Genomic DNA, 13,665 nt, shown 5'->3' with positions numbered 1-13,665 from the left:
TCCTATTCATCCTCGTCGAGGCTGAACATCTCCTCGACCGGAACATTGAACAGCCGGGCGATACGGAACGCGACTTCAATGGACGGGTTGTACTTATCTCTTTCAATGGAGTTGATCGTCCGGCGGGTGACCCGGAGTTGCCCGGCCAGCTCCTCCTGGGTCATGTTCCGCATTGCCCGGTACACCTTGATCTTGTTTTTCATCAGGACTATTCCTCATATTTCCTGGTATAATAATATGAAAATGCCGCATAGAGGCCCACGAGAAGCACCACGACAGATCCCAGTCCGACACCAAATGCAAGGGGGAAATCCCTGACGCGGTGGGAATTTGCCGCCATCCTGTCAAGGGCAACCACATCGTTAAGACTCAGGTTGGCCGGATCTGCAATGAAATAGGACTCGTCGTATATCATATGTCCGGAAGGATAGAACTGACTGGCACCGACCATTATTGACCCGTTGTTAAACCCGTGCATGCCGTTCCCCCAGCCGCCACTGAAGAAAAAGCCCATTCCTGCCGCGAACCCGACCGCCGCGATGATGACGGTTATTTCAAGTGCTTTTAATGCGGCCTTGCCGCTGATGGCAGATTCCAGATCGTCGGTCATCACATCGGTTACCCTCTGGTGGCAGAGCCAGATGGCGCCAACGGCACCCGCAATGACGATGACGGGGATCAACAGGTTTCCCATAGTGACCCCGAAACCAAGGCCCACTACCAGTGCGACGAGGATAATGGCGAGACAGGTGAAGTAAGTTTGTTTTTTCATGATCTCACAATGTAACATATGTTTCTCATTTAGATAAAACTATTTCTCATATTGGGCAGGGTTATTCTCATTTACCGGGTGGGGTGAGCGGCCGGGACTGCAAGCTAATGGGGGAAGGTTACGGCCGGGGCCAGGTCAGCACGGTCAGGTTTTCAGCAACGTGTGACTCCCCCATTTGACCTGTCCACGGCTGAACCCTGAGCCCGTACTCCCTGACAGACTCATTGCATGGCAGACTTGTATACCAATGATGATCGGCGGTCCGTGTTTGCAAATAACTAAAATCTGATACGAAAAAGCAGGTATCAGTCACAGGTTGTGACAGGGGAGGAAAACAACATGAATGCAGAAGATGTAAAACAGGAACAGAAGTTTGTGGAAAGCGGGAATATCCTTGACAGCCAGGGGCAGTTCGAGAAGGCGATTGCTGCCTACGACCATCCCCTGGAGATCGTCCCGGACGATGCCGATGTGATATTCGACAAGGGCGAGACCCTGGTAAAACTGGGACGGGTCCCCGAAGCAATGAAATGCTTCGACACGGCAACCCATATGTATGTCAGCGGGCTGGGATAACCTTCACTTTTCTTGCCAGCGATCGGCGGGTGCCGCATTTTCTTTTCTGGAGTGATGAGTTTTTTAAAGACCGTGTTATATGCCCATCATGGGGATTTTTTATGTTCTCCTGTTCTCCCTTTGGCAGAAGGTGAACCGCGGTCCGCTGTTCACCGGACCGGGCATTCTCATTTTGGTACCCGCCCCGGGCCTGATCCTATCGCTCTTCGCGACTCAGCAACCATTTCCAGAGGGGGATATATAAAATCCCGTTTTCTTCCCCCTCTTTGTCCCGTGTGAGAATAATACGTTTTCCAACCTTCTCGCTAAAAATGTTGGAAAATTCCTGCAGTGATTCATATTCACGTTCCGGAACGGAATCGGTATAACACACGTTGATTGCGGTAAGGGAGGTGTCCGGATTTTTGATCACAAAATCCACTTCATGGTTATTCTTCCAGTAAAACAGATCCGACCCCGACCTGAGCAGTTCGATGAAGACAAGATTCTCTGCAAGTTTCCCTTCATCCTCGGAGAACCGGAATGACACCGCATTCCGCAGGCCATTGTCAATGCAGTAGATCTTCTTGTTCGCCCGTGCCTGCGTCTGGAGAGAATAGGAGAAGACCTGGATTTCATAAAGAATCCTTGCCATATCGGCAAAATGGATGTAGTCCTGGAGCGTCGAGATGTCAATCCCGAATGTCTCCTTGAGCTTCCGGTAGGAATAGAGCGATGCAATGTTGGTGAAGAGATAATGCAGGACGGCAGCGAGCGCTTTCTGGTTTCTCACTTCGTTGACCCGGACGATGTCACGGTACACGATACTGTCATAGTACGCCCTGAGCTGGTCCTGCCGTGTCCGTTCATCCTCATGAAGGGTAACTCCGGGAAATCCCCCTTCGCGGAGGTACCGTTTCAACAGGGTGATGATCTCGTATTTCCGGGATGCGAGGACCACGGGATCACCCGCCGGTTCCAATCCGTGGAAGGAGAGGTATTCCACAAAATTGAGGGGAAATACCGTGACGGTAAGGTATCGCCCTGAGAGCAGTGTCGCCACCTTTGAATCGAGGAGATACGAGGAGGGCCCCGAGATGATTATCCTGTACTGTTTGCGGTCATAGAGTGATTTTACCGTCTGTTCCCAGTTTTTAATGGTCTGGATCTCGTCAAAGACAAGATAGATCGTTCCCTGTACCGACACCTCCTTCCGGTAGGTATCGACAATCGCGGAAACGGACTGGCCGGGAGAAGCCACTCCCTCCTCGTCGCATTTTACAAAGAGGATGTTTCGTGGCGGGACCCCGCGGCCGGTGATAAGGTGGCGGATGGTCTGGTAGAGGAGCGTGGTCTTGCCTGCACGCCGGACGCCGTTCAGAACGATGATCTCGCTGGTATCGAGATAGCGTTGTATTGTTGCGAGATATGCCGGTCGGGGTTTCCCGGTCTCAAAGTCCATCCCCGCCCACCAGGGATTCATCGATGCCAAGAGCTCAGCGAGGGGTGTCAGCGTGATGTCGGAGCGGTCCATCGGTGACCTGTCTAAACTACCTCTGTCCAAGTCCATACTATGTGTACGATTATAACCACACACAAATATACCTTTTTGTCTGGATATAGTCCTACACTTTTGCCAGTCTTTGTCAGGTTATAATCCAACACACCTTATGTTTGCGCCATTGATCCCTGGGTGGGGTGGTACCCCCTCCCATTCCCTTTGCCCGGATCCGGCGCCCGGGATCTCCCTCCACTGAGGGGAGGGGTAGCTACCCCTCTGGGTGCGGGAGGGGTGGGTACCCCCTCTGCCCGTTTTCCCGGACGTGCCGGAAAATCCCTGCAACGTCGGAAGTTCCACTGGATCTATCACGGTTGGTCATGCAGGTAAGCGGGGGTGGGTACCCATCCGGGCCATGGAGGGGTGGGTAGGGGGACCCCCCTCCGGATTTTAAAGTGGGGTGGTGGGGGGTGCCTCTTGCTGAGGGAGGGGGGACTACCCCCCTCCGGTTTTGGTAGTGTGATGTGTGGTGTCCGACGTGAGGAAGTGAAAAAAGGGGTTGGTGTTTGTAACTTGATTGGGGGAGGGGGTGGAGGTACGCTGCCTACATTATTTCCGGGAGGAGTATGTACAACCTGTTTGTGATCATACCGCAGATCCTGTTGTAGTTTTTTCAGTACGGGAACCTGAAATAATTTCACCGGCTCGAAGTCTGGTAAGAAAAGGAAGAGAGGGGGGATGTGCAATGAAATTTCAGAACTCTTCTGCGATACCATATCCCCAATTATAAAGCGTTGCAATGGGATCGCTTTTCGGGAACAGGTTGCAGATGAGCCCTTTTCCCCGCAGAAACCGTTCTGCGGTTGCTGGTGAAATCGGCTGGATTTTACTGCCAACGGTCTTTACGGATGACCATAGGTGAAGGTAATAGGTGATCTTCCCTTCCTTATCCTTGTGAACATAGAGATCCTTTCCCTGCCGCTGAACTTCTGGTGAATACTTCTGCGGCCTTAATGCTGCATAGAGGCACTCATCAATCCGGGTATCCACCTGAATTTTCCTGCTGCCATCATACAGTTGTGTTTTCATGAGATCAACTCCTGTTGTAAACGGGATCGGTTTCCCCACCGTTCCCGGAACAACCAGAATTTTACTGTATATCTAGTCGAAAGTGCGGGTGTTGCTGGGATGTCAGCCCTACCCTGTATTCTCTATGCGTTCCGGATATTATTATACTTTTTTATTTTCGTATGAACTAATGTGAAATTTATTAATTTATAATATTTTTATTATGCACGCTGATGGAAAACAATACTGTAGCAGATTTCCTATGGAGCTATTAATGTAACATTTTTTAGGTCGACATTCTCACCAGATTCACCTGCATTTCATCAGATTCTTTCCAATCAGGGTATCAGTGAAAAATTATTTTCACTCAATGCCAGTGTTATTTCTCTCATTTTCAACAATAAGGTATGAACACAAGGGTAAATTTATTGTGTACTCGGGCCCGCACCGTCATCGGGATGCGGGACACCGGATGTAAGTGGACGGTTCCTGCGGGAAAGGGAATACAGGGACTGTCAGGACAGAGACATTCTCATGCAGGGATCAGGGGGCCAGGGATCTACCGCATTCGCATAACCTCTCCGTTGGATGAGGTCCTCGAATTGGAAATGCCGATACGGATCTGCTTGCATTGCGGGTATGAAATCCGGACTAGGATCGATGGGGATCTCTCGTGCACCCGGTGCGAGAATGATCTCAACCCGGGAGAGGGAATGGAAACTTCCCCTGTTTTTCTACTCTTGGGTATCAGTGATGGGGGTTCCCGGTTATCGTCGCCTGAAACACGGTTAAATTTTCGTTCTCTACCGGAACCCTGAGTGTTGCATGAAAATAATCCCCAATACCTTCTTCGTCAAAAACCCGTGATCAGTACGCTCTCCTCGGTATCTTTGTTGTTTCACGGATCAGCAAAATATCCTCCTGCTTTCGGCAGGGTATTACAGAGATTATAAGAAATATCGTTATACGGTCAATTATAGCCTATAATGTCCCGACTGAATTTACCTGGATACGACAGAGTGGGAGATCTGAACCGGTATATAAACTTCAGGGTACATCTGCAGGTTTTTTCCCGATGGAACGATCACAGGTATCCCGTCTATCATCATCCAGAAGATCCCCGATAATGCGAAGGGTGGTTGGAATAGCACGTATGACCTCATCCGAGAGCCCGATCTCCATCACCGGATAACTCACGTGTTTTGGCTGACACCCGATGATAATGATCTCGATTTTATTCCGGATACACTGCAGTGATTCGATGATCCCTCCATTATGGGAATCATGGATCCCTTCCGGATTGAGATCTCCTGTCTCTAACCGGATAATCCTGCCCGGTTCTCCACCGAAATCAGTTATATCAATAATAATCAGTTTTTTTGTAACAGCCGGGTCAAGCATCGGCACAAGATAGTACGGAGCACTTGTTCCGGCATCCTGCACCATTACATTACCCGGCAGGGGTATACGGAACATTTCTTCCGCTACTGCGGGGCCAAAACCGTCATCAGCAAAAAGGGGATTTCCGCATCCAGCTATAACAATCTCCGGATACATCATGGATTCCCCATCCAAACTGTTTGATTGTCACGGGTATACTCCGAATAGACCTCTGGTTAAAATCGTTACTCTCCTCAAAAGAATACTGCCTGGATTGGTATCGGACGAATGCACCGGTCTTTCCGCGTCTCCTGCAGTGTTCCATCACTCTGCCGGAAAGACCGTTGCGTATTCGTCCGCTTTCCGTTATGCCCCTTGAGATAAATCCTGTGTACTTCGAATTACTGGTCGGTTCTCGCTGCCTTTACTGGATAGATATCGCTCGCGTTATGCGATATCGGGGATGTAGAGATGTACCTCTCTCCTGGAGACGTCAGGATTATGGTTGTGCGAATCATTTACCTTCCTAACAATGCACCTCCTCCGTGTCGGGGGGATTACCAGTCCCCCGGCACACCGTCTTGAATGAAGCAATGATGGATTGGTGTCTTTGTTCAAGAGGGTTGACTGATGATGTTGTCAGCCCTGTATCTTTTGTTAGGCCGATCCACATATCAACTTTCTCATTTGTATTAATTATTATAACATTTTTTAATATTTTTGCTACTTCAGGAGGGTAATCTGCACAGTGTCGGGGACATATAACACCTTCGCATTTCATGGATCCGGTGCACGCGCAAGTTCCGGTTTTCGGTAACTCATATAGAGCTGGTTGTGCCGCTTCGCCCACCTTAACAAGGGGACTATGGACGCCTTGAGATCTCTGCCATGTTCAGTAAGTGAATACTCGACACGTGGTGGGATCTCCCCATAGGAGGTCCGTTCGATGAGTCCGGTGTCCTGGAGGTCCTTTAAGACATCGGTGAGCGATTTGGGACTTATCTCACCACAGTCTTTCATGATCTCGGAAAACCGCATGGATGGACGCCGGCCCAGTTCCGAGATGATGCAGATCGCCCACTTCTTCGAGATGGTGGGCATGATCCCCCGGAGGCAGCAGAGGCAGAGGTGGTCGCTTTCGTCTTCCATAGTTACTGCATTACTATAAAGTTTATACTATTAATAATTCAGGCACATTTGTACTATGAAATCATAAAAATTTTCCAATTGGTGCTATTATGTTTGACCGTTACTCGACCACGCATCCGCCGGGACCCGTATGTCATCCCGGTTTTATGGCGATTCAAGAAAACCACACCGGAGCCGATACCCATGGCGCATTACACTGAGACTATCGACCTCTACTCCGATGAGGGGAAACTGCTGAAAAGCAACGTGCAACTGCACCGCATCAGCCCGCTCCTGAATCCTGCAACACGGAAGATCGTTGATCTAACGAAAAGGACGATCAACGTAAACCTTGCAGGTATCGAAGAGGCGTTAAAGACCGCAAAACTCGGCAAGGGCCGTATCCCCGGCCGGGAACTCGACCTTTCGATCATGGAACGAAAAGATGCACTGATCGAGAAGATCAAATCGATGGTACAGGTTGAAGACGGGGATGACACGGATATCCAGCAGTTCAATGGCGGCAAGCTCCTGCTCGTGCGGGCGCCGACCCTCCGATTGACCGGGGCTTCGACCTACGATGCAGCCATCACGGCTGTTGCCTCTGCGGTGACCTACGCGATTGTGGATGAGTTCAATATTGACGCGTTCAACGCTTCGACCGTCAAGGCGGCGGCATGGGGCAGTTACCCGCACACGCAGGACATGGAGGGTGCTCTTGTCACCTCGATCCTCACGATCCCCCAGAACAACGAGGGGATCGGGTACGCGCTGCGCAACATCAGCGTCAACCATTTTGTCATGATGACGAACCGTAATGCTCTCCAGGGTGCTGCGCTCGCGTCAACGTATGAAATGGCCGGCGTCTTTGAGATGGGAGGAGCCATCGGACCCTTCGAGCGCAACCAGCTCCTCTGTTACGCGTACCAGGGACTCAATGCCAACAATATGGTGTACGATATCGTGAAGGAGAACGGGGAGAACGGGACAGTCGGTTCCGTTGTTCAGTCCCTTGTTGACCGGGCAGTTGAAGACCGGGTCATCACCCCTGGGAAAAAAGACGGCTATTTCCAGTTCTATGATACGAAGGATCCGATGCTCTGGAATGCCTATGTCTCGGCTGGTACCCTGGCTGCAAGCATTGTCAACTGCGGTGCAGGTCGGTTCGTACAGGCCGTCTCCTCAACGCTCCTCTACTTCAATGACCTGATCGAGCACGAGACCGGCCTCCCTGGTGCGGACTTCGGTCGCGTGATGGGAACGGCAGTCGGGTTCTCGTTCTTCAGCCATTCGATCTATGGCGGTGGCGGCCCGGGCATCTTCAATGGCAACCACGTGGTCACCCGCCACGCGTACGGCATGGCGATCCCCTGTGTCGTTGCTGCGGCGGCAATGGATGGCGGCACCCAGATGTTCGCTCCTGAAGGGACATCGAAGATCATGGGTGAGACCTATGGCAAGATGGACGTCTTCTCGAAACCCATCCACCAGATCGCGCAGGTGGTTTGAGTCATGAATACGATTACCTCCTATCCACAGTGCCGTATCGTCCCTATGCGCCTCCTCGGCCCGGACACCACAAAGCGGCTGCTCGACCGGATCGTCACCGTGCCTGGCATTCGTAGGATACTTTTGAACGGCCAGAATATTCCGCTTCTCGTGCCGTATGGCCCTGCCCGCGGCACGCTGAACACAACGAACCTGCGAAAGACCATCGAGATCTCCGGCAACACCGTTGACCTGCACGTGCAGGTCGGCACCATTACCCTTGAGATCGAAGACCCTTCCGTGGTGGGGCGTGTCCGTGCGATCTGCGACGATTTCTTTGTTGATTTTTCGTGTTATGTCCAGGAAGGACGCTTTATGAAGACACAGCCAAGCCTTGTTGATTACGCAAAGTACGGGCCGCAGGCGGACTCTTCCGTGATTGGACTTGTCGACCCCAGGAGAAAAGAGAAGCCCGCGTTCATCCGTCCTCTTGGCGACCGGGTCTGCGGGGGGTTCGAGTTATGACGGCACGCACACCCCAGTACGGGCCGGGGACATCGGTTGTTGCGATCAACCGAAGAAAACAGATGGACCCCGGGCATAAGCTTACTGTCATGAGGAACATCACGGACGAGGACATCGTCCTCGTTCTTGGCCACCGGGCTCCCGGGGCGAGCTTCAAGACCATGCACCCCCCGATCACAGAGCAACAGGAGCCGGAGTGTCCTATGCGTAAACTCGTAGTGCCAACGGATGGGGCCAAGCATGGGGACCGGGTCCGGTATGTCCAGTTCGCCGATTCGATGTTCAATGCTCCCTGCCAGCCCTACCAGCGGACCTATGCCGAAATGTACCGTTTCCGTGGCATTGATCCCGGTACCCTGTCGGGCCGGCAGATTGTCGAATGCCGCGAGCGGGACCTCGAACAGTACTGCCGGCTCCTGATCGAGACCGAGATGTTCGATCCCGCCCTCGTCAGTCTCCGTGGAGCAACCGTCCACGGTCACTCTCTCAGGCTATCAGAAGACGGGATGCAGTTTGATGCTCTCCAGCGTTGCGTGCTCGGAAAAGACGGGATGGTACGGTACGTAAAAGACCAGATCGGTCTTCCGCTTAACAGGATGGTCGAAGTGGGAAAACCGCTCGACCATCCATGGTTGAAAGAGCATGCCACGATCTTCCATTCCCTTGTCGGGACACCTCTTCGGGATGATCGTGAATATGTCGAATACCTGCAGCGGATCCATACGCTGCGGACACGGTATGGCTTCATGCCAAGGGAGGCCTGAATACCATGGCATCCGTAGAGCATTCCCAGAAACAGTTCTTAAAGGCACTTAGGGAGAAGTTCAAGGCGCAGGACATCGAGTCCAAGACAACCGAGTTCTACAAGTTCGGCGGGGTCCGCCAGTCCCCCCGCAAGCGTGAATTCATGGAGGCGACAAAGAAGATCGAGGCCGACCGCGGCATATCGATGTATGATCCCGAGCACTGCCACTTAAACGGCATCCCGATGGGCCAGCGGCAGCTGATGACCTACGAAGTTTCGGGTACTGGCACGTTCGTTGAAGGTGACGACCTCCATTTTGTGAACAACTCGGCCATGCAGCAGATGTCGGACGAGATCAAGCGGACGATCATTGTAGGGATGGACATTGCCCACAACACGCTCCATAAGCGGCTTGGAAAAGAGGTCACTCCCCAGACCATCAACGAGTATCTCCACATTCTCAACCACGCCATGCCCGGCGGCGCTGTTGTGCAGGAGCACATGGTCGAGACCAATCCCGGTCTCGTGGATGACTGTTTTGTCAAGGTCTTTACCGGCAACGATGAGATTGCGGACGACATTGAACCCCAGTACCTGCTCGATATCGAGAAACTCTTCCCGAAGAAACAGGCCGAGGCGCTCAAGGCTGAGATCGGCAAGTCGATGTACCAAGCGATCCACGTCCCGACCATTGTGGTCCGGACCTGCGATGGCGGTACCACCAGCCGGTGGTCCGCAATGCAGATCGGGATGTCGTTTATCGCTGCATACCGCACCTGTGCGGGAGAAGCCGCAGTGGCCGACCTCTCGTTTGCCGCCAAGCATGCCGGCGTGATCCAGATGGGTTCCCACCTGCCGGCCCGCAGGGCCCGCGGCCCCAACGAGCCGGGCGGGATCAAGTTCGGGATGTTCTCCGATATGATCCAGGCTGACAGGAGGTACCCTGATGATCCGGCGCATGCAGCTCTTGAAGTGGTTGCAGCGGGTGCGGTACTCTTCGACCAGATCTGGCTTGGCTCCTACATGTCGGGAGGTGTCGGGTTCACACAGTATGCGACCGCTGCGTACACGGATAACATTCTTGACGATTTCACCTACTATGGAATGGACTATGCCAAGGACAAGTACGGGTACAATTATCACGAGCCGGGAGCAGACAAGGTGATCAGACCTACGCAGGATATTGTCAACGATATTGCGACCGAAGTGACCCTCTACAGCATGGAGCAGTATGAGAAGTACCCGACCCTGATGGAGGACCACTTCGGCGGTTCGCAGCGGGCGGCTGTGATGGCGGCAGCGTCCGGGCTTACGACATCGATCACAACCGGCAACTCGAATGCGGGCCTGAACGGGTGGTACCTCTCGATGATCATCCACAAGGACGGCTGGTCACGTCTCGGGTTCTTTGGGTACGACCTGCAGGACCAGTGTGGATCGGCGAATTCGCTCTCGATGGAACCGGATCGGGGCGCCATGGGAGAACTCCGTGGCCCGAATTACCCGAATTACGCGATGAACGTGGGCCACCAGGGAGAGTATGCGGCAATTGTTGCAAGCGCCCATCTTGGCCGTGGCGATGCGTTCTGCTACGACCCGCGGGTGAAGATCACCTTTGCCGATCCTTCGTTAAAATTCGATTTCTCTCAGCCGCGAAAGGAGTTTGCAAAGGGCGCGATCCGTGAGTTTGAAGCTGCGGGTGAACGGTCGCTGATCATGCCGGCACGGTAATAGTATCCCCAGCCGGTGCACGTCCCTTTTTTTCGTCTCATTTTTTTCATGATCATTGTAACCGTTTCCGCAACGGCAAGACCTGTACCTGTCAGACTGGCGATGGGTATCCGGGACTGATGGAGATCCATGGAACCCCTCCGCGTACGGGTGGAGAGTGCATCCGGCTTGCCGACCGCCGCTGAATTATGATTCGGGCAGGACACCTGTCGGATCCTGTAAGAAGGGATATCAGGATATTCCGGGTACCTGCCCCCGAGGATAAAAAACGGTAATCTTTTAGCAATATAATATAATTATGTAATACTTAATAAAACAAATTGCAGAATTGTGTTATCATGGATCTGCCGGTATTAATGGATGGGGAACGATGGCGGGTGCAGTCACCAAGCGTGTATGTGAAGTCCACTCGTTTTGATGCGTTCCTGACCGACCGCCGGGTGATTCTCAAAAGTCCTTATGACCCGCTTATGCCGGACAAAGACCTTGCGCTCGATCGCATCGAGGGCCTCGAAGAGTCTGTGAATAGCGTCGGTGAACCCGTACTGGCGATACTGGCAAAGACTGCCCGGGGCGAGAGCAGACGACTCGTCCTGACCTTTGCCGGAAAATCCCGCAGCAGGTCGCGAATGGACGAGAGGGATGACTGGGTCCGGAATATCCCGGTAAACCCGCCTGCCCCGGCCACGGGGCCGGCACGCACCATTCCGAAAGTCCGGGAGCAGCGTGACTACGATCCCGGGAAACTGGTGTTCAGCCAGGGTATCTGCGATGCGGGAACGATCCCTCCCCCAAAAAAGGAGATAAATCTGGTGATAAGGGACGTCCGGAAAAACAATTTCCCCCCCCGTTTTTCATCAGGTGTGCCTGATGTATCTCCAGAAATTCATACCCCCGATCTCCGGGAAGCCCGTACGTCAGACCGCGCCTGGCGATCTCCCGATGCTCCTCCACGGGAACCCCGGACTGTTCGTCCCGCTGCACAATCCGGGGAGGCGTCTTTTTCCTGCTTAACCTGCGGGAGCCGAATCATTCCGGGCTCGCGTTACTGCGATCGCTGCGGGGCAAAGATAATCCCTGCGGACCTTGTCATGAGGGGCACTTCGCGCGATCACGTGGCTGTTACCGGTTTGCCGGGAGCAGCCCGGAATTCAGACCTGCGTTTCATGGACGAGGACCCGCGTTATGTATCCCGCAGGCAGATCGTACTCGCGCGCGATCCGGATCCGTCATCCTCTGCTGACGGGCATGGCATCGATAATGGTTTGCGGGTTCCTTCCCGGGCACCATTCTCTCTTTTCGGGTGGTCCGGGAGAAAATCGCAATCCGGGAAGATCGGAGAACCTGCCTGCCGGACCACGGAGGGCCGGCGGAGAGCCCCGGTCTCGCGGCAGCGCCGGTTCGTGTATTCTGTTGCGACAATCGCCATGATTGCCTGCATTGCTACGGGGATATTCATACTCGTCTCCCCGGTTGGCTTTGCCCGTCTTTTAGGGGCAATCATTCCAGCCGGGGTATTTTCCCGGTAACGGGACGGTCCGGGAAGAACCGGCACGCGATTCCGGTCCCGAAAAAGTGTTAATCCCCGTCCCGTTTCCGTGCCCGGAATATCATGACAAGCCCGATGCACCCGGCGATGATCAGGATTGGCGCGATGATCAGGTTATAGGTAATCCCGTGGCCGACCGGGGCGACTTCCGTGAGGATCCCTGCGTCACCGGAGGATCCAGCATTCATCTGACCGGTACCTGATTCCAGCAAGGAGGCACTTCCTCCGGCCAGGGGTTTGACGGCCATGAGAGTGAACGTGCAGAGGCCGTCCGGCGATTCTGCCCGGAAGGTCAGGTATCCGGTCTCGTGGTCGTACCCGCTGAAGGAAGTATCGAGGAGCTCCGTGATCCCCTCATCGCTGATACGGAAGATCCTGACCTGGCCCTCGCCCCCGTTGTCCGATACCCACCTCTGCGGGGCCGTCATCTCGATGACGCCGTCTTTTGTGGCCCCGATCCGGTCGTCCTTGGTGATACTCATCGCATAGGCAACGGCAGATATATCGAGGCCCTGATCGGCAAGGACCGAGCGGTACGAGTTGACCGCGGTCTCGGGGATGGAACTGATGATGCTGGTGGAGATCTTCCCGCCTCCGTCCGGATCGTTGACGATCTCCGCGTTCCACAAGGCTTTTGCCTCCGGCATCGATTCAATCTCCGCTTTTAACGGCGTGACTGCGACCCTGCCTTTCCGGGATACGGTCACCACCTGGTAACCCGCAGTTCCGTAACTCTTGTCGGTCAGGGTATAATCATAGACCTGCCCTTTCTGTTTTTCCGCAATCTTGGAGGCGCCGGATGACGTGCCGCCCGGGGAAGAACTGCTGCTGTCCAGGCCCGTATTCGTGTTTCCACTTGACGATCCACTGTTCCCTGAATTTCCGGAAGAGACCGGTGAGACCGCTGCAAGGGCGAATGTCGAGAGCCCTTCATCTGAGACGGCCGAGAAGAGGTCGTTGCCGTCTTCATCCGGCCCGAGGTAGGTTGTCGGGAGTAACGTGGACAACCCTGCTTCGTTCATATGCAGGATGACGATTTTCGAAGTACCTCCATGAGCGGCCACCCAGGTTGGGCTGATTGAGAAGTATACCGTGGCATTCCGGATGATTCCGCCATCACCGGCATTTTTTATTCCCCCGTTCTTTGTGAAGTTGACGGTATACGCGATCTCATCGATCTGCTTCCCGCTGGTTGTGGCGGCAAGGGTGAAGGATGTAGTTGTGCC

General features: G+C 53.6%; 13 protein-coding genes. 6 read left to right on the top strand and 7 right to left on the bottom strand.

The features are described 5' to 3' along the window. Nucleotides 1-2: 2 nt before the first annotated feature. Nucleotides 3-203, bottom strand: coding sequence for a helix-turn-helix transcriptional regulator (locus M0R30_RS13550; protein ID WP_292547808.1), 201 nt, complete (start codon nt 201-203; stop codon nt 3-5). A gap of 5 nt (nt 204-208) precedes the next feature. After that, nucleotides 209-772, bottom strand: coding sequence for a DUF2178 domain-containing protein (locus M0R30_RS13545; protein ID WP_292547806.1), 564 nt, complete (start codon nt 770-772; stop codon nt 209-211). Nucleotides 773-1,111: 339 nt separating this feature from the next. Here M0R30_RS13545 and M0R30_RS13540 point away from each other — a divergent pair, with 339 nt between their 5' ends. Then, entirely contained in the window at nt 1,112-1,348 is a 237-nt protein-coding gene (locus tag M0R30_RS13540; RefSeq protein ID WP_292547804.1) for a tetratricopeptide repeat protein, read from the top strand. A gap of 196 nt (nt 1,349-1,544) precedes the next feature. Here M0R30_RS13540 and M0R30_RS13535 read toward each other — a convergent pair whose 3' ends face one another. From M0R30_RS13535 to M0R30_RS13520, 4 genes are all read right to left on the bottom strand, one after another. Further along, complete coding sequence (locus M0R30_RS13535) at nt 1,545-2,861, bottom strand: ATP-binding protein (RefSeq protein WP_292547802.1); 1,317 nt, start codon at nt 2,859-2,861, stop codon at nt 1,545-1,547. A gap of 717 nt (nt 2,862-3,578) precedes the next feature. Next, on the bottom strand, nt 3,579-3,914 hold the full coding sequence (locus tag M0R30_RS13530) for a hypothetical protein (RefSeq protein WP_292547800.1): 336 nt from the start codon (nt 3,912-3,914) through the stop codon (nt 3,579-3,581). A gap of 1,026 nt (nt 3,915-4,940) precedes the next feature. Continuing rightward, nucleotides 4,941-5,450 carry a coenzyme F420-reducing hydrogenase, FrhD protein gene (gene frhD / locus M0R30_RS13525; RefSeq protein ID WP_292547884.1) on the bottom strand — a complete coding sequence of 170 codons (510 nt, stop codon included), beginning with the start codon at nt 5,448-5,450 and terminating at the stop codon, nt 4,941-4,943. A gap of 600 nt (nt 5,451-6,050) precedes the next feature. Beyond that, the gene (locus M0R30_RS13520; protein ID WP_292547798.1) at nt 6,051-6,422 is read right to left on the bottom strand and encodes a helix-turn-helix domain-containing protein; all 372 of its coding nucleotides are present in this window, start codon (nt 6,420-6,422) and stop codon (nt 6,051-6,053) included. Between the two features lie 183 nt (nt 6,423-6,605). Here M0R30_RS13520 and mcrB point away from each other — a divergent pair, with 183 nt between their 5' ends. The 5 genes from mcrB to M0R30_RS13495 all read left to right on the top strand — a co-directional run bounded on the left by mcrB (nt 6,606) and on the right by M0R30_RS13495 (nt 12,419). Continuing rightward, nucleotides 6,606-7,910 (top strand): coenzyme-B sulfoethylthiotransferase subunit beta, encoded by a 1,305-nt coding sequence (gene mcrB / locus M0R30_RS13515; protein WP_292547796.1) that lies wholly within the window; start codon nt 6,606-6,608, stop codon nt 7,908-7,910. Nucleotides 7,911-7,913: 3 nt separating this feature from the next. Continuing rightward, a complete protein-coding gene (gene mcrD / locus M0R30_RS13510; protein WP_292547794.1) occupies nt 7,914-8,414 on the top strand; it encodes a methyl-coenzyme M reductase operon protein D in 501 nt (166 codons plus the stop codon). Further along, nucleotides 8,411-9,178: a coenzyme-B sulfoethylthiotransferase subunit gamma gene (gene mcrG / locus M0R30_RS13505; RefSeq protein WP_292547792.1), complete on the top strand. Its 768-nt coding sequence runs from the start codon at nt 8,411-8,413 to the stop codon at nt 9,176-9,178. Before mcrD ends, mcrG begins: the two co-directional genes overlap by 4 nt. Nucleotides 9,179-9,183: 5 nt before the next feature. Next, nucleotides 9,184-10,890 carry a coenzyme-B sulfoethylthiotransferase subunit alpha gene (mcrA, locus tag M0R30_RS13500; RefSeq protein ID WP_292547790.1) on the top strand — a complete coding sequence of 569 codons (1,707 nt, stop codon included), beginning with the start codon at nt 9,184-9,186 and terminating at the stop codon, nt 10,888-10,890. Between the two features lie 338 nt (nt 10,891-11,228). Continuing rightward, nucleotides 11,229-12,419 (top strand): hypothetical protein, encoded by a 1,191-nt coding sequence (locus M0R30_RS13495; protein WP_292547788.1) that lies wholly within the window; start codon nt 11,229-11,231, stop codon nt 12,417-12,419. A gap of 49 nt (nt 12,420-12,468) precedes the next feature. Here M0R30_RS13495 and M0R30_RS13490 read toward each other — a convergent pair. Next, nucleotides 12,469-13,665: hypothetical protein (locus tag M0R30_RS13490; RefSeq protein ID WP_292547786.1), on the bottom strand; the 1,197-nt coding region annotated here is incomplete at its 5' end.

The sequence above is a fragment of the Methanoregula sp. genome (genome assembly GCF_023227875.1).
Lineage (GTDB): Archaea > Halobacteriota > Methanomicrobia > Methanomicrobiales > Methanospirillaceae > Methanoregula.
This window is presented reverse-complemented; position numbering and strand designations above follow the sequence as displayed.

Excerpts from the sequence above, each read along its gene's own strand:
- M0R30_RS13550 (WP_292547808.1), bottom strand. The coding sequence starts at position 203 with ATGAAAAACAAGATCAAGGTGTACCGGGCAATGCGGAACATGACCCAG.
- M0R30_RS13545 (WP_292547806.1), bottom strand. The coding sequence starts at position 772 with ATGAAAAAACAAACTTACTTCACCTGTCTCGCCATTATCCTCGTCGCA.
- M0R30_RS13540 (WP_292547804.1), top strand. The coding sequence starts at position 1,112 with ATGAATGCAGAAGATGTAAAACAGGAACAGAAGTTTGTGGAAAGCGGG.
- M0R30_RS13535 (WP_292547802.1), bottom strand. The coding sequence starts at position 2,861 with ATGGACCGCTCCGACATCACGCTGACACCCCTCGCTGAGCTCTTGGCA.
- M0R30_RS13530 (WP_292547800.1), bottom strand. The coding sequence starts at position 3,914 with ATGAAAACACAACTGTATGATGGCAGCAGGAAAATTCAGGTGGATACC.
- frhD (WP_292547884.1), bottom strand. The coding sequence starts at position 5,450 with ATGTATCCGGAGATTGTTATAGCTGGATGCGGAAATCCCCTTTTTGCT.
- M0R30_RS13520 (WP_292547798.1), bottom strand. The coding sequence starts at position 6,422 with ATGGAAGACGAAAGCGACCACCTCTGCCTCTGCTGCCTCCGGGGGATC.
- mcrB (WP_292547796.1), top strand. The coding sequence starts at position 6,606 with ATGGCGCATTACACTGAGACTATCGACCTCTACTCCGATGAGGGGAAA.
- mcrD (WP_292547794.1), top strand. The coding sequence starts at position 7,914 with ATGAATACGATTACCTCCTATCCACAGTGCCGTATCGTCCCTATGCGC.
- mcrG (WP_292547792.1), top strand. The coding sequence starts at position 8,411 with ATGACGGCACGCACACCCCAGTACGGGCCGGGGACATCGGTTGTTGCG.
- mcrA (WP_292547790.1), top strand. The coding sequence starts at position 9,184 with ATGGCATCCGTAGAGCATTCCCAGAAACAGTTCTTAAAGGCACTTAGG.
- M0R30_RS13495 (WP_292547788.1), top strand. The coding sequence starts at position 11,229 with ATGGATCTGCCGGTATTAATGGATGGGGAACGATGGCGGGTGCAGTCA.